General features: G+C 57.1%; 21 protein-coding genes and 3 pseudogenes. 10 read left to right on the top strand and 14 right to left on the bottom strand.

Features of this window, described 5'->3' with window-relative positions:
• From E2F50_RS22520 to E2F50_RS22530, 3 genes are all read right to left on the bottom strand, one after another.
• A partial coding sequence (locus E2F50_RS22520) for a site-specific DNA-methyltransferase (protein ID WP_133318437.1) occupies positions 1–938 on the bottom strand: 938 nt, incomplete at its 3' end.
• A gap of 1,172 nt (positions 939–2,110) precedes the next feature.
• Positions 2,111–2,263, bottom strand: a complete 153-nt coding sequence (locus tag E2F50_RS22525) for a hypothetical protein (protein ID WP_202615502.1) — start codon at positions 2,261–2,263, stop codon at positions 2,111–2,113.
• A 702-nt stretch (positions 2,264–2,965) separates the two neighbouring features.
• A complete protein-coding gene (locus E2F50_RS22530; RefSeq protein ID WP_133318438.1) occupies positions 2,966–3,721 on the bottom strand; it encodes a phosphatase PAP2 family protein in 756 nt (251 codons plus the stop codon).
• A gap of 95 nt (positions 3,722–3,816) precedes the next feature.
• On the opposite strand from E2F50_RS22530, the gene E2F50_RS22535 reads away from it, so the two are divergent.
• Both E2F50_RS22535 and E2F50_RS22540 read left to right on the top strand, forming a co-directional pair.
• Positions 3,817–4,515 carry a response regulator transcription factor gene (locus E2F50_RS22535; protein ID WP_133318439.1) on the top strand — a complete coding sequence of 233 codons (699 nt, stop codon included), beginning with the start codon at positions 3,817–3,819 and terminating at the stop codon, positions 4,513–4,515.
• Positions 4,516–4,663: 148 nt separating this feature from the next.
• Entirely contained in the window at positions 4,664–5,650 is a 987-nt protein-coding gene (locus E2F50_RS22540; protein ID WP_161974338.1) for a sensor histidine kinase, read from the top strand.
• A gap of 350 nt (positions 5,651–6,000) precedes the next feature.
• Here E2F50_RS22540 and E2F50_RS22545 read toward each other — a convergent pair whose 3' ends face one another.
• From E2F50_RS22545 to E2F50_RS22555, 3 genes are read right to left on the bottom strand one after another with little or no spacing between them, the layout of a single operon-like run.
• On the bottom strand, positions 6,001–7,503 hold the full coding sequence (locus tag E2F50_RS22545) for a tripartite tricarboxylate transporter permease (RefSeq protein WP_133318441.1): 1,503 nt from the start codon (positions 7,501–7,503) through the stop codon (positions 6,001–6,003).
• 11 nt (positions 7,504–7,514) lie between these two features.
• Positions 7,515–7,973, bottom strand: coding sequence for a tripartite tricarboxylate transporter TctB family protein (locus E2F50_RS22550; RefSeq protein ID WP_133318442.1), 459 nt, complete (start codon positions 7,971–7,973; stop codon positions 7,515–7,517).
• 23 nt (positions 7,974–7,996) lie between these two features.
• A complete protein-coding gene (locus tag E2F50_RS22555; RefSeq protein ID WP_133318443.1) occupies positions 7,997–9,112 on the bottom strand; it encodes a GntR family transcriptional regulator in 1,116 nt (371 codons plus the stop codon).
• Between the two features lie 238 nt (positions 9,113–9,350).
• Between E2F50_RS22555 and E2F50_RS22560 the strand changes: the two genes are divergently transcribed.
• From E2F50_RS22560 to E2F50_RS22570, 3 genes and pseudogenes are all read left to right on the top strand, one after another.
• Positions 9,351–10,232 carry a Bug family tripartite tricarboxylate transporter substrate binding protein gene (locus E2F50_RS22560; RefSeq protein ID WP_245515565.1) on the top strand — a complete coding sequence of 294 codons (882 nt, stop codon included), beginning with the start codon at positions 9,351–9,353 and terminating at the stop codon, positions 10,230–10,232.
• Positions 10,233–10,294: 62 nt separating this feature from the next.
• Positions 10,295–11,626: a class-II fumarase/aspartase family protein gene (locus E2F50_RS22565; protein WP_133318445.1), complete on the top strand. Its 1,332-nt coding sequence runs from the start codon at positions 10,295–10,297 to the stop codon at positions 11,624–11,626.
• A 93-nt stretch (positions 11,627–11,719) separates the two neighbouring features.
• Positions 11,720–12,907, top strand: a pseudogene (locus E2F50_RS22570) (IS3 family transposase).
• A 436-nt stretch (positions 12,908–13,343) separates the two neighbouring features.
• Here E2F50_RS22570 and E2F50_RS22580 read toward each other — a convergent pair.
• Positions 13,344–14,309 (bottom strand): zinc-binding dehydrogenase, encoded by a 966-nt coding sequence (locus tag E2F50_RS22580; RefSeq protein ID WP_161974339.1) that lies wholly within the window; start codon positions 14,307–14,309, stop codon positions 13,344–13,346.
• Between the two features lie 136 nt (positions 14,310–14,445).
• Here E2F50_RS22580 and E2F50_RS22585 point away from each other — a divergent pair, with 136 nt between their 5' ends.
• The 3 genes and pseudogenes from E2F50_RS22585 (at position 14,446) to E2F50_RS22595 (ending at position 16,381) form a co-directional block, all read left to right on the top strand.
• Positions 14,446–15,366 (top strand): LysR family transcriptional regulator, encoded by a 921-nt coding sequence (locus E2F50_RS22585; RefSeq protein ID WP_133318447.1) that lies wholly within the window; start codon positions 14,446–14,448, stop codon positions 15,364–15,366.
• Between the two features lie 297 nt (positions 15,367–15,663).
• The gene (locus E2F50_RS22590) at positions 15,664–15,855 is read left to right on the top strand and encodes a CsbD family protein (protein ID WP_133318448.1); all 192 of its coding nucleotides are present in this window, start codon (positions 15,664–15,666) and stop codon (positions 15,853–15,855) included.
• A 99-nt stretch (positions 15,856–15,954) separates the two neighbouring features.
• A pseudogene (locus E2F50_RS22595) lies at positions 15,955–16,381 on the top strand (pyridoxamine 5'-phosphate oxidase family protein).
• Positions 16,382–16,630: 249 nt separating this feature from the next.
• On the opposite strand, the gene E2F50_RS23745 reads toward E2F50_RS22595, so the two are convergent.
• Complete coding sequence (locus E2F50_RS23745; RefSeq protein ID WP_425375417.1) at positions 16,631–17,653, bottom strand: LysR substrate-binding domain-containing protein; 1,023 nt, start codon at positions 17,651–17,653, stop codon at positions 16,631–16,633.
• 69 nt (positions 17,654–17,722) lie between these two features.
• On the opposite strand from E2F50_RS23745, the gene E2F50_RS22605 reads away from it, so the two are divergent.
• Together E2F50_RS22605 and E2F50_RS22610 are read left to right on the top strand one after the other, a co-directional pair.
• Positions 17,723–18,583, top strand: coding sequence for a DMT family transporter (locus E2F50_RS22605; protein WP_245515567.1), 861 nt, complete (start codon positions 17,723–17,725; stop codon positions 18,581–18,583).
• 23 nt (positions 18,584–18,606) lie between these two features.
• A complete protein-coding gene (locus tag E2F50_RS22610) occupies positions 18,607–18,906 on the top strand; it encodes an aspartate-semialdehyde dehydrogenase (protein ID WP_133318450.1) in 300 nt (99 codons plus the stop codon).
• Between the two features lie 2 nt (positions 18,907–18,908).
• Here the strand turns inward: E2F50_RS22610 and E2F50_RS23750 are convergent.
• From E2F50_RS23750 to E2F50_RS22640, 6 genes and pseudogenes are all read right to left on the bottom strand, one after another.
• A pseudogene (locus tag E2F50_RS23750) lies at positions 18,909–18,971 on the bottom strand (hypothetical protein); the annotation flags it as partial.
• Positions 18,953–19,312, bottom strand: a complete 360-nt coding sequence (locus E2F50_RS23755; protein ID WP_425375418.1) for a T6SS immunity protein Tdi1 domain-containing protein — start codon at positions 19,310–19,312, stop codon at positions 18,953–18,955. The pseudogene E2F50_RS23750 and the gene E2F50_RS23755, both read right to left, overlap by 19 nt.
• Before the next feature lie 108 nt (positions 19,313–19,420).
• Complete coding sequence (locus E2F50_RS23760) at positions 19,421–19,762, bottom strand: GAD-like domain-containing protein (protein WP_133318451.1); 342 nt, start codon at positions 19,760–19,762, stop codon at positions 19,421–19,423.
• 71 nt (positions 19,763–19,833) lie between these two features.
• Positions 19,834–20,862 (bottom strand): hypothetical protein, encoded by a 1,029-nt coding sequence (locus E2F50_RS22630; protein WP_133318452.1) that lies wholly within the window; start codon positions 20,860–20,862, stop codon positions 19,834–19,836.
• Positions 20,863–20,871: 9 nt separating this feature from the next.
• A complete protein-coding gene (locus E2F50_RS22635; RefSeq protein WP_133318453.1) occupies positions 20,872–22,314 on the bottom strand; it encodes a DUF4150 domain-containing protein in 1,443 nt (480 codons plus the stop codon).
• Positions 22,311–22,984 (bottom strand): DUF2169 domain-containing protein (locus tag E2F50_RS22640; RefSeq protein ID WP_133318454.1); only part of this gene is annotated, 674 nt, incomplete at its 5' end. The genes E2F50_RS22640 and E2F50_RS22635, both read right to left, overlap by 4 nt.

Genomic DNA, 22,984 nt, shown 5'->3' on the forward strand with positions numbered 1-22,984 from the left:
TTGATGTGCGGAGCGCTACCTTTCTTGAAGACAAAGACCAGCTCATGCTTGGACCGATAGAACGACCCCATGCCGCCATTGGTCTTGTTCCAGACGCACAGGTTCTTGAACTCAGAGAACACTGTGCGGCCAGCTTCCAGTAGTTCGCCCATATGGCGCCAATCCATGCAAACAAAGGCAATGGCACCATCTCGCAGATGACTTGCCGCGGCACCAAGGCTGTCACGGAGGAAGCCGGTAAAAGCGGCCTCGTCCATCTCACCCGATGCCACCGCGAACTCGCGGTGCTTGACGTGGCCGAGGCCGCTGACATGGCCGGCGATCGGAACGTTGTAGGGCGGATCGGTGAACAGCAATGCGACGGGACTAGCTCCGCAAAGCAGCGATACGTCTTCGCGAGATCGAGCGTCACCGCATAGGAGACGATGCGGACCAAGCTGCCACAGGTCCCCTGCCCGGTTGACGGCCGGTCCAGGTGCCAGCGGCTCGACCGCGTCCAACGGATCAGCCTTGGCTGAGGTCGGTCTCTGCTCGCCCTCGATAGTGAAGTCGATTTCCGTGGTGGAAAAGCCGAGCAGCTCGATGTCGAAGTTGAGTTCGATGAGGCCTTGCATTTCGATGGCAAGAACATCGCGATCCCAACCGGCGTTCTCCGCCAGCTTGTTGTCGGCCAGGATATAAGCCCGCACCTCATCGCGCGACAGATGCGACAGCGTCCGAACTGGCACTTCGGTCATACCGAGCAGCTTCGCCGCCTGGACACGGCCGTGGCCGGCGATGATGGTAAAGTCTTCGGCTATGAGGACCGGATTGCAAAAGCCAAAGCGTTTGATGCTTTCAGCAATCTGGTTGATCTGCTTCTTCGAATGCGTGCGTGCGTTATTGGCGTAGGGAATGAGCCTGTCGAGCGGGCACGACTGTTCGTTTGGCGGATGCATATGCACTCTCCATGGGGGTTGAATGGGGTAGTCGGTGAACTTCAGTGCGGCGCCGCTGAAGAGAAGTTACCCGCCTGCACCTACCCGCCGCAATCGGCCGAAGAGCGAAAGCAAAAGTGTTTCAGGTTTTTAAGGCATTGCTTATATAGACTTTAAAAGGGCTTCAAACACCTTTTGAAAGGAGTTTTAAGACTGTTCAAATGCGAAACGTCGAAACGGGGCAAGAATCTGCATATTTGGAGTAATTTTTTCTACTAGGCGCGATCAAACTTGCTCTCGCGCAGCAGTGACGGTGAGATCTTCCGCGCCAGAACCACCTTCGAATTTATTGATTCAGCAGAATTTGCTTTTAAATTTGAATGCCATACCAGAGGAAGGGCAAGGTCAGCGCGGTAGCCTCGCTTCACCACCGAAAAGCTTATTTTACACGCGCTGAGCACCGAGAATGCGATTTTCCAGGGTTTGAGCCACTCGGGCTTTGAAGAGGATTTGAAGCCGGCACCGACCATTCCTCATGACGAGCCTTAAGGCTGAACCGACACCTGGCCATGCCCAGGCGGCCAAACGCCACTGCCGTGAACGAGGTCATAAGCACTCGCCAGCCTTCGAACCTTTGTTGTGCGCGGAGCCAGATTGGCGCTGCCCGTTTGCGCGTGACCACGTAACGTCGTGCAACTGCAATCCGACCCCGGCTAACCGCAATCGGAAGCCGCGAGACGACAATCTTCCACCGCGTAACTGCAATTTCTGACCGCTTTCGATTATAAGACATCCGCAAATCCGCGCGGAGGGTGCGGATTTCGCCATGCTGAAGCAGCTTAACTTCATAGGTTTGAAGAGCGCCATCTGCTGGACAAAATTCTATCTTGCTGAAATCACGAGATTTTCTTCCAGAGCGCGTGCCGATTTCCTTTAATTGGACGGCAAGGGACACACGCGAAAAAATAAATCCACAGCCAATCTCCCTAGTCTCCCCCGCACGCTAGCACTTTATGCCGAATTCACGCGTCATTTCAGCGGCTTGTGCGCGTGTGGAGGTTCGTGAGACCGGTGCTGGTACTGATGTGGCGCCATCTTAGGGCCCTAGTCTCTGATAGCCATTTCGAAACTTACAGGTTGAGAACGCCGCATCTGCTCCTGATCACGCGTCCGATGTGGAAAGTGATTTGCGCTCAGAGCGTGGAAACGATCTGGCGCTGTGCTTGCCAGTCGGATGGCATTGGGTTGCCGGAGAGCCATTTGGTGGTGAGACCCAGCGGCTGATCACCTGTCACGATCGATTGGACGATCGCTGGTGCCAGGAAGGCGAGATCGATGATCTGCATCACCCGACGCATTGAAAGACTTTCGGACTTGGCGATGTCCTCGAAGCTCTGCCCCTGCCCTCTCACGTGCAAAAGAACGTGTCAGATTCACGGTAGCTCTCGATTCAAAGGGCTTTGCTAACGTCAAACGGTTTTTCACCAGGCTGCAGGAATCTGGCGTCGACTTTAAGGAAGTCGCGTAGGGCCGCCATGACAGGAGTGATGAACCGGCGCCACGGTTCAATGGCCGAAGGCCTAGCTCGATACCGTGCCGCTGCCACCTACGTGGGGATACAACAGGGGCGCGCTAGCGGCTTCCTTGCGAGGATTGCGGTACTCACCGCACATGGCGCACTTCGTAGAACTGCCTCTAACGTTATGGTCCCTTGGGCCTTCTGCTTCAGCTTCGCGTCGCTCGACATCAATCGCTTCACCAAGCGTCTGCGTCCTTAGATGCGGTGGTCTGGGTACTGCCATCGGCAAACCGGCCAAGCCTGCGAACAGCCATTAGCCAAGACATGATGGCTGTTTAGCTCAAATGCACACCAAACCTGGCAGTCCGCTCTCCACCCCATATTGCCGATGCTGGCTTGTTAGCGGAGCGACAGCTTTTGGGGCATCGTCGGAGTGCACCTAACGTCTGAAATGCAGGCGCGAAGCGGAAGATCCCAATCTCGGCTATGATCCAAGCCGCACCCTGTCCAAGGATCTTAAGCAGGGCTCCTACCGTCGACGAATTTCTTTGGTGAATATAGCGTCGATCTGCGGCGCGTTTCGCGAGAACGATCGCCAGAGTAGCACTGCCAGAACGAACATCAGGTTCCAAGCGATAACCACGTCCGACAGGAAGTGGCCGCCAAATATCACTCTGTTGAATGAGAAGGCTGCCGCAACAATGCCTACTGCTACGAGATAAAGTATCCGGTATCTGGGGTTGATAAACACGACGAGTGTGAGCAGCGCGAAGGCGCTTGCCGCCTCTCCCGATATGAAAGAGCAATTTCTTGCGCATTGGTCGGTGAGCTCCCACGGAGGGGTGAAGAGCGCGTTGCCGCCAAATTCTTCAAGTGCTCTGGGACGCGCTCTACCAACCAGCATCTTGATCAGGTGAACGCCCAGCCCGGGCCCCGCTGCAAAGAAGGTCAGCACGAACAGCAACTTGTGGGGTGCAAGCGGATATTTCAGGTTCCTGAGGAATGCATTGGGGATTAACAGCGCCGTTGCAATTCCTATCACGACCCAAGGCAAAAACCTGTTGGTGTCACGAAATGCGATGAGGAGGCCGTTTTCCTTGAAATCGAAGCCAGTCCTCGGCTGCCAAAAAAAACGGCTGACGATCAGGTCAAGTTCCGGCATCGCCGCAAAGATAAGGGATACGAAGCCCAAAAGCAGAAGCGCCTGTGAAAGCAAATGGCATGCTTTGCCCTTCGCGGTTTTTGAAATTGCGTTTTGAACGTTGTCGAGATCAGTTACGCTCATCGGTGGTTCCTCGTTGAGGACCACGTTCTCTCGCCGGATTGTCAAGATTTGACCGAGAACCGGAGAAGGGCATGTCAAGGTCAGTGAGTTCGCCTATGATTTCATCTCTCGTGCTGGTTGTCGAAGACGACGAAGAGATAGCCACTCTTCTGGACAAATATCTCGCGAGGGCGGGCTACAGGACGACCAAGGCATCAACGGGCCTTACGGCCCTCGCCCATCTGCAGCGATTACAGCCCGACCTGATATTGCTCGATATCGGCCTGCCGGATATCGATGGCTTCGATCTTCTCGCGAAGATCCGGGCAAACTCCGCTGTGCCGGTGATTTTCGTGTCGGCCATGGATGACAGTACGGACAAGTTGCTCGGCCTGAAGCTCGGCGCTGACGACTACGTCACCAAACCGTTCAACCCACAGGAAGTCGTGGCCCGTGTGGGAGCGGTCCTGAAGCGTACCAGAGGCGTTGCCGGCAGCGAGGTGATCCGACACGACGGGATGGAAGTGCAACTGGATTCGCACATTGCGGTTGCATCGACCGATAAGGGCCGGATTGAACTGCCGCTGACTGCAACGGAGTTTCGCCTTCTGGTCTGCTTTATTCGATCTCCTTTCAAGACGTTCGAAAGAGCATCGCTGCTGGACGCGTGCATGCCCGAAAGTGATGCGCTGGACCGAACCGTCGATACCCATATCGCCAATCTGAGACGAAAGCTGGCGAGTTGCGGCCAAGAAGGGTACATCGTCGCAGTGCGGGGTATAGGATACCGTTTTGCGAGGTCAGCAGGTGTCTAGACCGACCCTCTCAACAATGACAGCCGCTCTTGTATCGGTCATTCAGCTGATAACAATTGCGCTGCTCTACATCTTGGTCGACTGGTACACTGATCACGCTGAAGTATCTGCACTCGATGCGTTACCGCCTGATGCGAGAAGGGCCTGGGTGAGCATCAGCAATGGCGAAATCCCTGATGCAAACGCTCTGGCGGCACTCGCGCCGCTCTATCCGCAACTCGAGGAAGCCGCAGAAACATCACCTGTCGAGGGTGTATTGGGTGTGGGCTTTGTGCTGATCGTCTTCACAAGCGGAATCGGGGTGGTCTTGGCCTATCGGCTCGTGGCGCCGCTCACTCGCCTGACTGCGGCCGCGGAGAAGATTGGCCAAGGCGATTTTCAGGTCACTGTAGAACCTGGTGCAACAAAAGAAGTCGAAACACTTGCGATAACAATCAATCGCATGGCCGGCGAGTTACTCGCTCTGGAGACCCGCCTCAAATTCAACACGCGGGCGGTTGCCCACGAACTGCGTACTCCCCTGACCGTGCTGCAGGGCAATCTCCAGGGCATGACCGACGGTGTCATTGCTGCCAGCGAGGGACAGCTGCGAGCGCTGCTGGTGCAAACTCAGGGCATGTCGCGTCTCGTGGACCAGCTCAATACCCTTTCTCTGGCGGGCACCGCCAACTTTGTTATTGCAACAACAGTGACTGACTTGGCTCTGCATGTTTCTGACACGGTGTCCCTGTTGCAGACTTCTGCAAGCGACGCCGTCGACTACAGAACTTACCTTCAGCCCGCGCCAGCGAAAATCGATCCCGACCGTTTCCGCCAGGCTCTCCTGGCTCTGCTCGAAAATGCGCGACGATACGCGGGTAATTGCGGTCCAATCGATGTCTATACTGGTATGGATGAGGACGGGCGGTCATTCATCTCTGTTCAAGACAAAGGTCCAGGAATACCGGGCTCGGTGCAGCACTCTTCTTTCGATATGTTCTGGAGAAGCGAGAGGCTTAACGGTCGTGGTGTAAGCGGTTCGGGGCTTGGTCTTACGGTCGTCAAGGCTATCGCGGAAGGTCACAATGCGCGGTTGGATGTAGGAAACAACCCGCACGGAGGTGCCTACGCCAAGATAACATTTGAAACGTCTTAGGAACAGTGAAGTCACTTGAGCACCGGGCTTAAGGCAAGCACGCATCAATATCGGATGGGTCCAGCGGCTAATCTGCAGCGCATGGCGGCCATGCGGACAAAGTTCAAGCGATGTCTGCTTTTCGGAAACGGTCTGACAATCCCTGTGACCGGAACGGGGGCGCAAAGCTGTCGAGTGCATCATGCTGCAGCGAGAAGGTGGTGTCGTAGCACAAATTATTTCCGCGTTATGGCCATTTGAGCTCCAAGCGTCTGGACAGGCCGAGTGCCGGCTTGATTCCAGGCGCCTGGAGTAGCACGAGTCCCGTAGGCTCTCCGGCTCGACCGCCTGCAAACAAGTGGACGCTGCATTTAATCGTCTTGGAATGCTACCTTCCGGCCACGGCGGATGGCTGGCAGAAGAACTGCAGACAGAAGAACGGCGGCCACCAGAAGCAGCCCTGCGCTCACGGGTCGTGTCACAAGTACCATTGGGTCACCCTTCGAAAAGAGAAGTGCCCGGCGCAGAAATTCCTCCATCATGGGCCCCAGAATGAACGCTAACAACATCGGCGCCGGCTCAGCATCGAGCCGTCTAAATATGTAGCCAGCCACGCCGAACACAGCCATCCCGTAGACGTCAAAGATGTTGTTGTTGACGCTAAACACTCCGATCGCACAGAACACGATGATGATTGGAAAGAGGAAATGGTATGGGATGGCAATCATGCGAACCCACAGTCCGATCAGCGGCAGGTTAAGCACCAGCAGCATGAGGTTGCCGATCCACATGGAAGCAATAAGTCCCCAGAAAAGCTCCGGCTGATCCGTCATAACTGACGGTCCTGGCTGGATACCCTGGATGATCATTGCGCCGATCATCAACGCCATCACTGCGTTTGAAGGCAGGCCGAGCGTCAGCATTGGGATGAACGAAGTCTGTGCTCCAGCGTTATTGGCGGACTCTGGACCAGCGACGCCCTCGATAGCGCCCTTGCCAAATTGCTCAGGATGCTTCGACATCTTCTTTTCGAGAGCATAGGATCCAAATGAAGCAAGAGCTGCCCCGCCGCCCGGAAGAATTCCGAGAACCGAGCCAAGAGCCGTCCCGCGAAGAATGGGGGCGATAATTCGCTTCCAGTCCTCCTTGGTCGGCATGAGGCCGGTGACCTTCTTGGTCATGACTGAGCGATCGGTCTCGTTTTCCAGGTTGGCGATGATCTCGCCAAGCCCGAAAACACCCATGGCTATCACCACGAAGTTCAGTCCGTCGGCTACCGAAGTCATTCCGAACGTGTATCGTGGCACCGCGGAATTGACATCGGTTCCGACCATTCCAAGCAGTAGTCCCACAAGGATCATGCCGAGAGCATGCAGAAGCTGTCCGGATGCCATCACAATCGAGGCGATCAACCCCAGGACCATCAGCGAAAAGTATTCGGCGGGACCAAACTGCAAGGCAACTGCTGCGAGCGCCGGGGCAAACGCCGCGATCAGGATGGTGGAGAGGGTTCCCGCGATGAACGATCCGATGGCGGCCGTCGATAGCGCCCGGCCGGCATGACCTTGACGGGCCATCTGGTAACCATCGAGGGCTGTTACGACTGAGGAAGGCTCCCCCGGTAGGTTTACAAGGATAGCAGTTGTCGAACCGCCATACTGTGCTCCGTAGTAGATTCCGGCCAACATGATCAGCGAAGACTCAGGGGGAAGCCCGAACGTGATAGGGAGCAGCATGGCGATAGTCGCCACTGGACCGAGACCGGGCAGTACGCCGATGGCTGTTCCCAGGAACACGCCGACGAGGCAGTAGAACAGATTATAGAACGTACCAGCGATTGAGAGGCCAAGCCAAAGATTTGCAAAGATGTCCATGTTCGGAACCCCTACTTGAACCATTCGCCGACGATCGGCAGGGGAAGACCAAGGCCCCCAACAAAAACGGCAAGGCAGAAGATGTTGATCGCTACGAGACCGATCAATGGTTTCATCTCCAACCGAAATCTCTCGCTGCCAGCCGCACTGATGAGGATCAAAGCCGTCAAAGCCACCGCCAAACCGGCAGTCTCCAGCAAAAAGCCGAAGGCGCAGACCGAGAGCGTGACGAGCGTGAGGCCCTTCCAATTGATTGTGCCGATCCGCTCGCCATCGCGCACGAAACCCTTGGCGATCGTAACGAGGCCGAAGATAATCAAGAGTGCCGAAATGATCGTCGGGAAATAACCCGGCCCCATGCGGCCGGCGGTGCCAAAACTGTAGCTTCGGGCGACGATGAAACCGACCAATCCTAAGGCGAGGTAAATTGCCCCTATCCCAAGGTCCTTCTCTCCTCGTATGCGGATCATTCCTCATTCTCCTGATAGTAGGTTTATTCCCCTGAGCGGTGGGTACCGACAGACAGGCCCTCTCGCTCTCTCATCGCCAGTAACCGCAGCCCGTAGGGTTCTTTTCGCTTCTGCCAACGCTCGATGAGACGGTCGTATAAGCCGTCGACCTGGTCAGTCGTGGTGTAGCCGATCATCTGAAAGAAGCCGCCCGTCTCTGAATCGAGATCGGTGCGGCCCAGCAAGATCACGGAAAGATCGGCAGGCACTGCCAGCCCCTCCTGCTCCAAAAGGCTCTTGAAGCGGGCGCCATCTTCGACGCCCCAGACCAGGGCCGCCGGGGCACGGTAGTTGTGGCTTTCAGACATCGCCGAAACAAGTGCAGCCACGACCGCCTCCTCGTAGTCTTTGGCGGGCAGCTTTGCGATTTTTAACTCGCGCCGAATGACATCAGCCAGTTCCGCGGTCTTGCGAAGATTGCGCCATCGATGGAGGCCCATCTCGTTGGCAAGGAAAAAGCTCGCAGTGGTGACGTAGTGGATGCAGTCGTGCCCTGAACTCACCAACCGGCGCACGGCAGTTTCGACGGATTGGCCCCATTCAAAGCCAACGGCATCTATATCCGTTCCGACCAACCAAGCGCCGTCAACGATGATCGTGTCGGTCTTGCGACGGATGGCAGAAATCATCTCCACAGGCATGATGTCGAAAGAATTTTGGACAATGCAGGCGTCGAAACGAGGGAGCGTATGGAGCACCTGTTTGGCATGCTCGGGGTCGGAATAGCCGACTTCGAGCGTGACATGGCCATCACTGTTCAAGCGATGCTGCAAGGATTCAAGCACCACTCTGCCGCGTAGGTTACTGGACGAGCGGCGAAGCATGATGACGCTGCGTGGCGCGTTATCATGCTTGTTGCTAGACGGGCTCGGCACAGACTCGCCGCCTTCAGCGCGCTTGTTCTTTGTGAAAAAAGTTCCGCGACCGACATGGGCATCAATGAGCCCTTCTGTCTTCAAATCATTGATCGCACGTTGGACGACCTGCTGGCTTAGCGAGAAATCGCGCATCAGTTTTCGCACAGTGGGTAAGCGATCGCCCTCCTCGGCCGCCAATGCGACGGATCGCAGATACGCCTGTAACTTGCTTGTCTCTCCCATGCAACAATCCCCTAATACAATATAATACAATTTGGCAAGAATTATTTCATTCTTACCGCTTGAGCTGTTTTAAAGCCTACTGTAATTATCATTTCGAGGAAACTGACGCAATACAAATTGTATTGCCGATAACCAAAGGGAGGCTTTTATGTTCCGAGGCAACTTTTTTACTGCCTTGGCCACTGTGGCCGCACTGACTACCATGCCTTTGGATGCATTGGCCCAGAGTTCAGGTCCGATGACCCTGCTCGTAGGCTACTCAGCGGGCGGAAGTGCCGACTACGCTGCCCGCGTGGTGGCGTCAGAACTCTCCAAGAAGCTTGGACGGTCGGTTATCGTCGAGAATGCCACCGGCGGCAGCGGAATGATCGCGTTGCAGAAACTGGTCAACGGCAAGGCAGATGGCGCGACGCTTTATTACGGCGGCCATGACACTGTCGCAGTACCAATGCTCAACAAGTCGGTCGGCATTGACTGGAAAGAAGCAACGCTGCCTGTTGGCCGTACCGCTTTGACGTCCATGGCGATCGCCGTGCCCTCCGACTCCCCCTACAAGACCTTGGCGGATTTGGTCGCTGCGGCAAAAGCGAGCCCTGAATCCGTCACCTATGGCACGCCCGGAATCGGCACTGCCCAGCACTTCGTGGGAGAGATGATCAGCCATCGTGCAGGCGTAAAGCTGCTCCACGCGCCATATCGTGGCGGCGCTCAGGTTTCAAACGACATTCTGGCGGGACTTTTGAACTCGGCCGTCTTCACGACATCGACTGCACTTCCGTTCGTGAAGGAAGGAAAAGTCCGCGTTCTCGCAGTCACCAGCGCAGAGCGCTCGGCCGCCCTCCCCGAAGTCCCAGCCCTGACGGAGATCGAAGGGTTCAATGGACTCGCGCTCCCTCTCTGGCAGGGCATCTTCGTCAAAGCCGGTACCGACACGGCTGCGGCCAAAGCAATCAGCGACGCGATCGCCGCTTCGCTCGAAAATGAAGACGTCAAGAAGCGCTTGGCCGACGGTGGTTTCGTAGCTTCGCCCTTGCCGATGGGTGACTTTACCGGATTTATCGAAAAGCAAGCCGAAGTCTATGGCCAGATCGTCCAGGATTCGGCGATCTCGATAGAGTGAAGGCAACAGCGCTCCGATGCGTTCGGAGCGCCAACTCATTATTGTCAGGAAATCGACGTATCATGACCGTAGGAATGTTCGACTCCTTCATCACCCGCTACTGGTTCAGTCCCGAAGCGAAAGATATCTGGAGCGATATTCAAACCCTCCAGGCCTGGTTGGATGTCGAAGCTGCTTTGGCGGACGCGCAAGCTCGACTCGGTGTCATTCCAGCCGACGTAGCGCCTGTCATCAGAGAAGCGTGCCGTCATGAGCGCTTCGATACTGAACGGCTGAGCCGCGAGATTGCGCATGCCCAGCATCCGTTTGTTCCGGTGCTCCGCCAGTTGGAGGAATTCACTGGTGAGCCGGCTGCCGGATACATCCATTGGGGTGCGACGACGCAGAACATCTTTGACACGGCCGCGTCATTGCAAATGAAGGCAACGCAAGGCCTGATCGATAGCAGCCTCGACCGGATCGAAATCGCGCTGTCAACACTTGCGACCAACCATCGTAACACGTTGCAAGCCGGTCGGACCCACGGTCAGCACGCCCTGCCGATGACGTTCGGCTTCAAAGTGACGGGTTGGCTGGAAGAGGTCCGCCGAGATCGTCAGCGTTTGCAGGATCGGCTGAAGTCCTCCTTCGTCGCAAGCTTAGGCGGCGCGATCGGAACATTCGCGGCCATGGGTGGACAAGGACCGGCCGTAGAGGCCGAAATGGCAGCCATCCTTGGCCTCGAACCCGCAATTTTGCCGATGCGGTCCTCTTACGACCGCGTCAGCGATTACGTGTGCGCCCTCGCCCTTCTTGCAGGCACGTCTGAAAAGATTGCGCAGGATATTGTTTTCATGCAGCGGACTGAGATCGGTGAAATCGAAGAAGCCTTCCATATGGGCAAGGTCGGTAGCTCGACGATGGCGCAGAAACGCAACCCCTCTGCCGCTCTTATGCTGATCAGCCTTTGCCGCATGATGTCGGCGCGCCTTCCCCTTGTCGTCGGCTCAATGGTGCGAATGGATGAGGGCGATTCTTCAGCATCGAACGTTAGCGACGTTGCAATTCCCGAGGTCGGGATCCTCGGCGCCTCGATTGCAGCCACGCTCGACAGACTGATCGACGGCCTGGATGTGCATGTCGATGTCATGAGCCGGAACGCCGAGATCACAAATGGCTTGATCGTTTCCGAAGCAGCCATGATGCAGCTCTCGGACCGCATTGGCCGCCACCACGCACATCATCTTCTGTACGAAGCCGCGCAGCGTTCCGTTATGAAGGGCATGGCCTTCACACAGGCTATAGCTGAACACCCCCAGATGGCCGGGCGCGATATGGTGACGTTAGATGTGAGCAGTTACACGGGAGAATCCGGAACCCTGGTGGATCGGCTCGCCGGCGTCGATGGGAGCTAGGATGAGAGTGAAACCGAAGTTAGGGCGGAGTTGACCTTGCCCCGTTAAAATAAGCCCTTTTGAAGCAAGCTCTTGCCCATCGAGGACCAGAGGATAAAGCGCAAGCGTTTCACCGACGAGCAGATTATCGGCATTTTGAAGGAGCACGAGGCTGGCACGCCGGTCTCGAAGCTTTGCCGCAAACACGGCGTCAGCGATGCCAGTATCTATAAATGGAAAGCGAGGTTCGGCGGCATGGAGGTGTCGGAAGCCAAACGGCTGAAGACGCTGGAGGACGAGAACACAAAGCTGAAGCGGCTTCTGGCGGATGCCATGCTCGACAATGCTGCCTTGAAAGACCTTTTGGGAAAGAAGTGGTGACGCCCGGCCAAGCGGAAAGCTGTCGCGCATCTGATGAGCCATCATGAGATGCGCGAACGGCGGGCGTGTAAAGCCATTAATTCTTGCCGAATGACGGTCCGTTACGAGACCAGGCGCGACGATGATCATGAGCTTCGCGAGCGAATGAAGGCGTTGGCGCATGAACGTCGCCGCTTCGGATATCGACGCCTTCATGTGCTGCTCCGGCGGGAGGGTCACCTCGTGAACCACAAGAGGCTCTTCCGGCTCTATCAGGAGGAGAAACTGACGGTGCGCAATCGCGGCGGTCGCAAGCGAGCGATAGGGACGCGAGCGCCGATGCTGGTGCCGATGGTGGCCAATGATCGCTGGTCGCTGGACTTGGTGTCGGATCAGTTCACCGATGGGCGCAGGTTGCGGATTCTGTCCGTCGTCGATGATTGCACGAGGGGGTGCCTGGCGCTCGTCGGCGATACATCGCTTTCCGGTCTTCGCGTCGCACGGGAGCTTGACCGGATTATCGAGGAGCGCGGCAAGCCGAGGATGATCGTCAGCGACAATGGCAGCGAGTTCACCAGCAACGCGATCCTGCAATGGACGGATCTCGCCAAGGTGGAATGGCATTACATCGCGCCTGGCAAGCCGATCCAGAACGCTTTTATCGAAAGGTTCAACGGGCGGCTGCAGGATGAGCTTTTGAACGAGACGCTCTTCTCGTCCCTGAACCAGCCCCGGTCAACGCTCGCAAGCTGGTGCAACGACTACAACGAACATCGACCACACTCCGGCCTCGGCTGGCTCACACCAGCCGAGTTCGCTCAGACCATCAACCCGCGACGTGATGCGGTGGTGCGCAGCCGGAACGGCTCTGCACCGCAACACGCCCCTACCGCCCAGAATACAGAAACCCAAAACCGCTGGAGCGAACTCAGAACTGGATAATACTTGGGGAAGGTCGCAGAGGGTTCTCTTATCCGAGATCGTGATATTGCAACCAGCTACCTCAAGCTAATCCTCAAGGTGATCAGTATTGAAGATGCGACGGTCGTGGCGGGCGGAAACGCGAAGTCGGTCGACATGGGGCAACCGACGAGAACCGAGTTCCCGCAAAGGTTTCCCACCAAGTGGCAGCGTCCGTAGTGGCCTATTAACTTGGCCGCTTTTAGGCGCTCAAGGTATCAGTTTATGAAGCGGTTTTGCATTGTCGCTGCAACGACGAATAAAGCAGGTTTCGATCTGCTTGGGCGCGCCTGCGTTTGCCACTGCTCGAGCAACCTCACGAGTAGGCCGCGTGCCAAGCAGCGAGGCCTGCTACAGATGGATCCTCCGCTGAATTTGACCGGCGCCGAATGATTTGATCGTGACCCGGCAGGATGCCTCAGCCCGTGACATCAATGACGATCTTCCCTTTCGCCTGCCCAGCTTCAAGCTTTGCATGAGCGGCGGCTGCATCGGCAAGACCAAACCGCTCGCTGTCCAGGCGCGGCACCAGTCTTCCTTGTTCCGCCAAGGTAGTAATGATTTCCAGAATCTCGGAATGCCGCTCGATGCCTATGCCGTACATGATCGGTAACAGCACCAGGACCATGTGCAGATTAGCACCCTTGAGATAAAGCGGCGCCAGATTGTGTGATGCCGCTCCGACGACAGTGACAATGTCCCCCGCGGGCTTAATCATCTGGAACGCAGCGTCTAACGTCGCTCCACCTACAGTATCGAAGATCACATCAAAGCCGCGCCCATTTGTGTGCGTGGAGACAATGTCGGCAGCCGCTGCGCTGGAGAGATCGACGCAAGCACGTGCGCCCGCCGCCATTGCGACCTCGGTGCTTTCAGCGGAACGCGTAACTGCGACGACGTATGCACCTGCGGCCACAGCCATTTGAATAGCCATGAGTCCTACGCCTCCCGCTCCCCCAGTGATCAAGACCCTGCTTTCGGGCGTGACGCGAGCCTTGTCGAACAGTGCCTTCCAGGCTGTGCTTGCCACCAGTGGAAGTGCCGCTGCAGCGTGGAAGTCGAGGTTGGCGGGCTTTCGGGCAATGAAAGCCGGGTCATAGACGGCATATTCCGCAAGGCTTCCGGATACGTCTCCGTTCGGGCTGCTGAAACCACCGGCAAAACCGAACACTTCATCGCCGATGTTGAACTTAGTAACCCCTGGTCCCACCAGGTCGACAACTCCCGCAAAATCTGTCTGCAGGATGGCGGGGAATTGGCGGGGCGTCATCGGCAGCTTCGCCTTGCGGACCTTCGTGTCGATTGGGTTGAGGCCACTGGCCAGGATCCTTACCCTGACTTGTCCAGCTTGCGGCTCAGGCGTCGGAACCTCGGCAAGCTGCAAGACTTCGGCTCCGCCCTGCTCGGTTGCTATGACAGCTTTCATGATGCGGTCCTTCGGTTCTTGCCGTTCGATCTTTTGGTTCTAATACAGGCAAATCTGCTTATAAACATCATAAACGAGAAGAGACTATTTCCCGATGAAGCATGATGACCGTTTGCTGAGCAAGCTCGTTGGCCTTGAAGAATTCCTCCGCGTCGCAGAAACGCTGAGTTTTGTGCGAGCGGCCGAAACCCTTGGGCAGGCGCCATCTGCTATTTCAAAATCCGTCCGTCGGCTTGAAGAAAGACTCGGAATCCGCCTTCTGCACCGCACTACCCGTAACGTCTCTCTGACGGACGAAGGCGCCGAGCTCTACGGGCACGCCAAAAAATGGCTCGCCGAACTTGACGACATGCAGGCGAAGGTCGGCCGCGAGCTCGGTGAACTTAAGGGCATAGTGCGCATTGACATGCCTACCAGTCTCGGGCGCTCGCAGTTCATGACCCACCTAGCGGTCTTCATGGAGCGCCACCCCAAACTGACGGTTGAACTGCGTATGCATGACCAATACGTCAACCTGATCGCCGAAGGCGTAGACATGGCCATCCGCGTCGGCCACCTCAGAGATTCCGAGATGATCGCCAGGCCGCTCGGCCAAATCCGGCTCGGCACCTATCTTTCTCCTCGATATATCGAGAGGACCGGCATGCCGGGTCGGATCGAAGATCTAAAGGATCATCGTCTTCTGGCTTTCGTGAGCGGAAATGGTCGCACGCGCGCAATGACGTACCGGGCGGCCCGGCGGGAGATCACGATAGATCCCCGCCAAGCTGTGGCCACGTTCACCAATGGAGAGGCAATGATTGACGCAGCCGTAGCAGGAATAGGCATTGCCCAGACCCCAGCAATCTACGCTCGTCAGGCACTCTCTGACGGCAGCTTGATCCAAATCTTTGACGGGCAGGACGCTGGAAGTCTTCCAATCCAGATCGTCTACCCGTCACAGCGGCAGATGCCCAGAAGGGTCCGAGCGATGATCGATTACCTCGTTGGGACCATGAAAGAGGCATCAGATTGAGCACTGACTTTAGCGCAGGTCTGTAGCCGGAGCATTCTTTAGGTTCGTTCATACTCATCCAACTAGTTCGCAAGGTCGGCGAGAGCAGACGGAGATAGGCGATCTCGCCGCGCCGGCTCTGATCATCGTCTGTAGAGCCAGCCACATATGCGTGGCTCGCTGGTTTAACCGGAACGATGACCGTTCCTAAGCATTGTAGATACAAGCGGATCGCTAAAAGGCTGATGATGGACTTCCCCGGCGTTTGACCGGATAGCGACTTTAAGACCGTGCGTGCCGCGAGAAAAGGAGACTGCCATGGGTTCGACATCCGACAAGATTACCGGCAAGGCTAATGAGCTGACCGGTCAAGCGAAGCAAGCTGTTGGCGATGCCACCGACAACCACAGCATGGAAGCCAAAGGCGCCGCACAGGAGGCCAAAGGCGATGCTCAGCAGGTAAAAGGCGATACCAAGGATGCTGTAAAAAGTGTCGTGGACAAAGCCTAATTGCACCCGGACTTCCTGATCATCTGGCCCGCGTCGAGCGGGCTTTTTGGTGCCTGATGATGACGCGATTATACCTTCCTAGACATCTTTGGAGCAAATATGTCTGAACTCACGCTACACGACCTGTCCAAGAAAATGGCGAAGCTTGACTTCGCGATGCTGAACACGGCTTCAGTCGGCGGAGGCCAGACCTCTCGCCCGATGAGCAACAACGGCGACGTCGAGTACGACGGCGACAGTTACTTTTTCGCCTATGAGCAGTCGCGGAAGATTGCCGAAATTCGAGCCGACAGCAAGGTAAGCCTGACCTACACTGGAGCGGTCGGCATGTTGGGAGGGTCGCCATTATTCGTCAGTGTCGAGGGATTAGCATCCCTGATCGAAGACAAGTCGGCGTTTGCCGACCACTGGACCAGATAGATATTTTCCAGACGGGATTGATACCCCGGGCATTGTGATGATCAAGGTCCACGCCAGGTCTATCCGGTACTGGGACGGTAGCGATGAGGGCCAAATTAGGGTGTGACCTACGTCGTAGATCGCTTGCGGGCTGCCTGAGCGGACCGAAAAAGTGAGGCAGTTAAAGCCGCAGCCAGAAGCGTTTCGTCTACTTGCTCTCGGTACTTGTTGAGTTTCAGCAGGATTTCAGCCGCTTTTTACTTCAGGTTAGCCCACTTAATCGGTGCAGCGAATTGTCCGACAACAATCTTATCCCGGCGCAAGTGGATCACGACGAAACGTAAAAATGGATCAATTCTTAAGAAGGGTAGCATCATCACCGCTGCACGCTGTCGCTTCTTGGTGCGTTAGAACGTATGGAGCCATCCTCTTTCGCTAACGCTTTTAGCCGCTGACAGAGCTCCACCACGGCAGGCCGGCTTTCGCGTTGCCTCGTGACCAGGTGGTACGTCAGTGGACTTGGCACCGCCACACAGCTTAATCGCGTCAGCAACGCCTCCTCTACGGCAGCATCTGCAAACGGAACACGGGCAAGTGCAACACCCAGGCCGGCCTGCGCCGCAGCAAGGACTAATCCATAATCTTCAAAGCGGCGATCGTGCGGGCGTGGACGAAACCTCTCCACCGCATGCGCACGTAGCCACTCACGCCAGGCGACAGCGTCAGAGTCGCAGAGCAGGGTTTGCTGAAGCAGGTCGGTCGGTGCGACATCAGTCCCAAGGCGAGCCGCCAAGTCCGCGTGTGCAACAGGGACAAGGCTTTCTTCCATCAATGGCTCGGACACGACCCCCTTCCATGTTCCACGCCCATACCGGACGGCCACGTCCACCTCTCCGCCCTCGACATCCGCGTGACGATAGTCGACCGCTACGTCTACCCGTAGTGCCTGCCCACCATCCGGTCCAAGCTCAAGCCGACGCAAGCGCAGTAGCAGCCACATCCGAGCAAAGGCCGGGACTACGCTGATGCGGACCACGTCCGACCCTCTTTGCCCTCGCCAAGGGTCTGCCGCCGCTGCGATCAAAGCGAAGGCGTCTTCGATCCTCGACAAGAACCGCTGCCCATCCGGCGTTGGCCGCATTCCCCTCCCATGTCGCTCGAACAGTGGGGTGCCAAGCCATGCCTCTAGGGCGGCAACCCGGCGGCTTAGAGCTCCAGCCGTTAATCCAAGTTCAATCGCTGCGGCTGTGAGAGACTGGTGCCGTGCCACCGCTCGGACAACCTCAAGGCTGGCCAAGGGAGGATGAACGACGTCACTGGTAGGTAGGTTTAACCTTTGATCCATGCTCAAAGCTGAACAAGTAACAGCGCTGTATGTCAATGCAGAGACGTCGTGCATAACCGTCGCATGCGTACTTCACCTCACTCTCCTCCACCACCCTTGCGCACTCCTGCATCGGGAACCCTTGTGCTCGCTGCGTTGTCAGTTGCCTTCACAATTCTCGCTTGGGCATCGGCGTTCCCGCTGATCCGCGTCGCCCTTCGCGATCTCGCCCCCTTACCTCTTGCGGCGGCGCGCTTTGCTGTCGCGAGCTTGCTTGTAACCGCGTGGCTTCTATGGAAGAGGCCAGCTCGTCCGACCTTGCCCCACATGCTGCGTTTCGGCGCTTGCGGCATGGTCGGTATCGCGTTCTACAACGCTCTGTTGAATGGGGGACAGCAGACGGTCACAGCGGGAGCTGCCAGCTTTATCGTCAACACCGTCCCTATCATCACCGCAGTTCTGGCGGCGCTGATACTCGGCGAGCGATTCAATCGCTGGGGATGGATCGGCACCGCTATCAGTTTCACTGGTATTGGCCTGATCGCTTCTAGCCAAGACGGCTCTTTCTCCTTTGGAGCCGGCGCAAGCTTGGTGTTTGCAGCGGCCATGTGTCAGGCGGTTTATTTTATTCTCCAACGTTCACTCGTTCCGCATTACGGTGCATTGACCTGCACCGCCTATACCTTGCTTGCGGGCGCGCTCCTGCTGACGCCATGGCTGCCAGAGGCGCTTCATGCGGTCCTCTTGGATACGACGAGCTCTACGGCCACCTGGTCCGTTGCTGCTCTGGGCATTATTCCCGCAGCTCTCGGCTATGCTGCCTGGTCATATGCTCTGGGATATTTTGGTGCGGCCCGAGCGGCAAATTTCCTCTACCTCGTGCCACCCATCGCGACAGGCTTAGCATTTGTCCTGATTGGAGAGCTGCCGGGTATATTCACCCTCGCAGGGGGAGCCGTCGCCATAATAGGCGTTGTTCTCGTCAATTTTCGCGGACGAGCGTAACCCATAACTTCCGGAGAAATATCATGTCATTCACTGTCGCTGTCGGTGGCGCTACCGACAACGTCGGCTCCGAGATGCTGCGTATCCTCGAGCAGCGCGCGGTTCCAATCAAACGGCTCGTTCCTCTGGCCTCGGCGGCATCCGCCGGGGGGCTAGTGATGTTTCGCGGTGAGGCGCTCGAGGTCGGTAATCTGGCGACCTTCGATTTTAACGGATCCGACTTGCTCTTCCTCTCAACGGGAGGAGAGAACGCCAAAGGTACGGCCCTTCGCGCCGCGGCGGCCGGCACGGGATCGATACCTTGCGAGCGCCAGCGTCGTTGATCGACCGAAATCGAATTAAGTGTTGTCGGCACCACGACACGCCCGCTTAGATCCCGCAGCTTTTCAGCAAACGAAAGCGAGCCGGGTCCGGTGTAGATGCAGCCATCGACGTGGACCTGTGAACATCCCTCAAATGCGTGGCGCCCTCCAGTTCCGCCATTCGCAGAATTATGGGGATGGCCGATTGTGCAGCCTTTCCGATGACCCTAGCGCCTGCGGGGCCATCGAAGTCCCAGTCATGATATTTGAGTGGATCCAGATGATTGACGGACGAGTGATACTCTGGAGCGGACACCTTCTTAAGGTTCTCTGCGATGTTGTCGCCTCCGGCGGCCAACGCAGGAAAGAGGCCGTACATTTCACCCTGCGCGACCTGCCCAAGCTCGGCGAAGGCGGACGGAAACATGTCGTTCTCTTCGTCATCGGTCCATTCCGGAAGGTCGCCAAAATCCAGAAGGATCGTTCTCGCCAGGTGGAAATCCAGATCGGCGTCCTGGCCCTCACCCTCGAATGGCTACACCGTAAAAAAGCGGTAGTTGACGTCGATTAAGATGGCTCTCATGCTCCCGTCCGTCAGGTGCAAATTGCCGAACGCGCCCATCGCATATACCAACAAGTCCTCCGCATGAAATTCTGGATCGCCCTCAAAAAGCTCTTCCAGTAAGGGAGCGAAAGTAGCAGGATCGCAAAGTTGCGATCGTCCACCGGGCCATATGCCCCGTCCGTACTTAGCCCAAAACTCCAATAGCCCCTCAGGGAGACGGCCGCGGTAGCTGTTTATCTCGTGCAACGGCACCGGACCACCATTAGGAGCGCTGTGTTGCTCAACAAGTTCCAGATACGGGCGAAGGGACATTTTGAAGGACCAACTTCGGCTGACGGTAATCTCGAGAGTGTTCTCGCCCGGCTGGACTAACTCACACAGGATCAGTGCCGCCCTTGATTGTCGGGATGCTCGATCCTTTTGAACTCCATGCCGTCATACCGGACGATGTGGCGATCTCCGATGATCCAAAGGCAGTCATCAGAAACGCTGTCTATCTGCTGGATTACACTTGTTTCATCCAATCCCGCGGACGGAGCGTGAACGACCTCGAAGCTCCTGCCGTTGAACTTCCTGAGCCCGGACGTGGTCCCGACATAGATCTCGCCACGAAATTGCCGGACAGAATAGAAGGTGATCGCCGTGTCGGACTCATGAACGGTGGAGAAGCCTTCACTGGCACTCCCAATCAGGAGCGTCTGGTAGTAGCCGACGATTAACACCCTGTCCGCGCTTACGCTGTGGATGTCAAGCAGATGTTCATCCGTTGGAGATGCGAGCAGCTCCAGGCGTGATCCGTCCCAATGTCCGATCAGCCCTCTCAGGCCGCACACATATACGTCCCGTTCCGACAATCCCTCGACACGCGTGAAGTCCGGGCTACGGTTACTGAGTGCAAGTCGGTCCTCGATACCGAGCGGCGCGTCACTCTCAAATTCGCCGAGCCCAAGTTCCTTGCGCATGTTCTGTTCAGCTTTGTCGCGCAACCCTCCATCGACGGCCTCCCACCCGCCGGAAGAGCGCCTGTAGAACTGGCCACCGAAGCCGCAAGCAAACAGGGTCTGCCCGGCTTCATGAAGGCTCCGGAGAGAGCCGTGAGGACTAGCTCGGTCATCCACGGCTTCGCTCAGATGCTCGATTGAATTAATGATCTCGACCCTGCCCTCCTCCGACAAAAAGCAACCGGCGCGCAAGATGGAGCCGATGGGACGACGGAGACATGCGGAAACAATCGTTTCACTTACCCAATCCTGATAAGTGAAGAGCGTTTGGCTGTCGAGGTTGAGATAGAAAATCCGGCTGACCGGTGTGTCGGAGCCCGATGTCTCATCCGGAAAGCCGACGATGATTAGGAAGCGGTCTGACACCGCGCAACCGTTGCCGAGGGAAATCGGGGTGCCTGGCGTCGTCATACTTGCTCCTTACAAACCATTCGTTCCACTACCATTACCGATTTGGACCGGGCTGGGCCACGGGGCGGTCTTCGTCGCCCTAAACCGCATGTCACCGCGCAGCCCCTGCCTGCGATGGTAGCCCTGAAGCTGCTGCAACATCACGACGGCACTACAGCCTGTAACTTGGGAAGCCGCTTGGACACCTGCCACTTCCAGTTCCTGCAGGGGAGCTGTGCCTGGCGGGCTGCCCGCCTGCCCCAGCGCCCGCTCACGCGCGTCGTATATCGCGTGGATCATGCCGTGTTCGTTGGCATTCGCCCCACTGAACCGCGGTGTTCCGCCATCGACGCAGATCGTGTAGCCATCACCGTGTGAGAGACCTGGATTATAAAGTTTCTTGCTACCCGGCTCGCGAAAAGCGCGGTCCGGGACGACGTGGTGCGGTGTCGAGTACGGCATGGCATCAGCGCAACCTTCGCTATACTTTCGCAACCGGCAGTTCCGCCGCCGCCGCCGGCGTCCCTTAATTGTTACATTCCCTTCTGTACGCGCATTTGGAACCGGAGGTGCATGTGTTTCCTCCTCTACCCGCCGCCGCTCAGCATCCACCTGCTGACGCGCCCAACGACGAACCTCTTGAGGGTCAGACCCATTATCGATTGCCCTTTGGGCTTCACGAATGATTTGGCGTTCGGCGTCCGTAAACACGGGCATATCTGCGAAATACGCAGGGTTCTGTTGAAAGAACAGTTCAAGTGCGTTCAAATACGGATTTCCACGTCGTGACCAGCGTAATATCTTCCACCAACGAGATCCGGTTGGCGGCGGCGGCGGTGGTGGCCTTCTGGTGGGGGTCGGCCGGCTTTGAGTTTGCGGTGCCGTCTGAGTTCCCGACTGCCCTGTGTCCAAAAAGGCAAGCCTGTTTTGACCTCCAGCATTGTTGCCGCCCATCCCGATGGGTGCCGCATCACTCATCGAACCGGTATTGGCAAAGGCCAGTCTCACTGGGCCACTTCCCGTAGCGGCACCTGTGCCCGAACCGGTAACAGCCGCGTACTCGATCGGCGGCGTCGGGCTGAACGACAGGTTATGCTTCGGCCAGACAAGCTTCCCGACTGTGTTCCGGTTGTTCATCCACCATTCGTCGTCATGCCGGGTCGCCCACTGACCTTCGATGCGAACCGTCCTCGAGTGTTCTTTGCGATGGCAGATGGAGGAGACTGTATTCGACTTCACCCCCAGGCCGGTTCCCGGTTCGTCGCCGGTGCAGCGGGTCACGATCGAATTCTGCTTGTGCGCCCGTTGACCCGTCATGAATACGCTCGAGGCGGTGTTGGCGTCATCAGATTGATAAGCGACAATAGTGTAGGGAACGGGCGCCGTCGGAGAGCGACAAACGTCGGGGTATTTCGAGATGATGACGCCTTCGCCGGTGGCGCGGCTGCCTTCGCGCGGGGGATGAAGGCTCATACAACCTCCTCCTTGAGCCCGTTGAGCGCCGGGCGCGGCAGATCCGAAGTTAGCATTGCCGCCAACGGCTCCGCTGAGAGCTCAATGCACAGGAAGTTCGGGCAGATCGGCAGCCACGAACGCCACGTGATGTCGACAGTATAGGGCGCCGTTCGCAGGTCGATATGCAATCCGTCGAGGTTCATACGCAGCGTGACCTCGCGGCCATCACGCCAGCGATAGCGAGCCAATGGCTGGATGCCGGGTAAGGTGAAACGCAGCGTGCCGCCGCCCGGCGTCAGACGAGCAAGTTCCGCGGTCTCGTCGCCTCTCAGGTAGCCTGGATAAATTAGGTCGGGATGCGCCGACTGATAAAAGCGATAATCGAAATCAGCGGGCAGCCGTGGATGGCGGTTAGCCACCCATTCCTCATCATAGGTTCCGGCGAACCGCTGCCTCAGCCGCCAAAATGGCGGCACCGGTGACAGACCTTGCGGAAGACGAGCTCCAAAAGGATCAGAGTAGTCATCGATGTCGCTGTCAATCGAAGCGGCTGGGACGGCGTCTGTCCGATCTCCACCATTTCGTGGGGGACGCTTTACCCCAATCGGATTGGCAGGGACCTCCGGATCACCGTCACCATCGACGCTTTGGTCACTCGCGGCATGACGATAGTCGAGGGCAACTTCCG

Origin of the sequence: Rhizobium deserti, from assembly GCF_004358025.1 — a bacterium.
GTDB classification, from domain to species: domain Bacteria; phylum Pseudomonadota; class Alphaproteobacteria; order Rhizobiales; family Rhizobiaceae; genus Neorhizobium; species Neorhizobium deserti.

What these genes read in the sequence shown, in the direction of transcription:
- E2F50_RS22565 (WP_133318445.1), top strand. Translation starts at nt 10,295, where the DNA reads ATGACCGTAGGAATGTTCGACTCCTTCATCACCCGCTACTGGTTCAGT.
- E2F50_RS22530 (WP_133318438.1), bottom strand. Translation starts at nt 3,721, where the DNA reads ATGAGCGTAACTGATCTCGACAACGTTCAAAACGCAATTTCAAAAACC.
- E2F50_RS22560 (WP_245515565.1), top strand. Translation starts at nt 9,351, where the DNA reads ATGACCCTGCTCGTAGGCTACTCAGCGGGCGGAAGTGCCGACTACGCT.
- E2F50_RS22535 (WP_133318439.1), top strand. Translation starts at nt 3,817, where the DNA reads ATGATTTCATCTCTCGTGCTGGTTGTCGAAGACGACGAAGAGATAGCC.
- E2F50_RS23760 (WP_133318451.1), bottom strand. Translation starts at nt 19,762, where the DNA reads ATGTCCCTTCGCCCGTATCTGGAACTTGTTGAGCAACACAGCGCTCCT.
- E2F50_RS22610 (WP_133318450.1), top strand. Translation starts at nt 18,607, where the DNA reads ATGTCATTCACTGTCGCTGTCGGTGGCGCTACCGACAACGTCGGCTCC.
- E2F50_RS23745 (WP_425375417.1), bottom strand. Translation starts at nt 17,653, where the DNA reads ATGCACGACGTCTCTGCATTGACATACAGCGCTGTTACTTGTTCAGCT.
- E2F50_RS22630 (WP_133318452.1), bottom strand. Translation starts at nt 20,862, where the DNA reads ATGACGACGCCAGGCACCCCGATTTCCCTCGGCAACGGTTGCGCGGTG.
- E2F50_RS22590 (WP_133318448.1), top strand. Translation starts at nt 15,664, where the DNA reads ATGGGTTCGACATCCGACAAGATTACCGGCAAGGCTAATGAGCTGACC.
- E2F50_RS22525 (WP_202615502.1), bottom strand. Translation starts at nt 2,263, where the DNA reads ATGCAGATCATCGATCTCGCCTTCCTGGCACCAGCGATCGTCCAATCG.
- E2F50_RS22585 (WP_133318447.1), top strand. Translation starts at nt 14,446, where the DNA reads ATGAAGCATGATGACCGTTTGCTGAGCAAGCTCGTTGGCCTTGAAGAA.
- E2F50_RS22550 (WP_133318442.1), bottom strand. Translation starts at nt 7,973, where the DNA reads ATGATCCGCATACGAGGAGAGAAGGACCTTGGGATAGGGGCAATTTAC.
- E2F50_RS22555 (WP_133318443.1), bottom strand. Translation starts at nt 9,112, where the DNA reads ATGGGAGAGACAAGCAAGTTACAGGCGTATCTGCGATCCGTCGCATTG.
- E2F50_RS22545 (WP_133318441.1), bottom strand. Translation starts at nt 7,503, where the DNA reads ATGGACATCTTTGCAAATCTTTGGCTTGGCCTCTCAATCGCTGGTACG.
- E2F50_RS22635 (WP_133318453.1), bottom strand. Translation starts at nt 22,314, where the DNA reads ATGAGCCTTCATCCCCCGCGCGAAGGCAGCCGCGCCACCGGCGAAGGC.
- E2F50_RS23755 (WP_425375418.1), bottom strand. Translation starts at nt 19,312, where the DNA reads ATGTTTCCGTCCGCCTTCGCCGAGCTTGGGCAGGTCGCGCAGGGTGAA.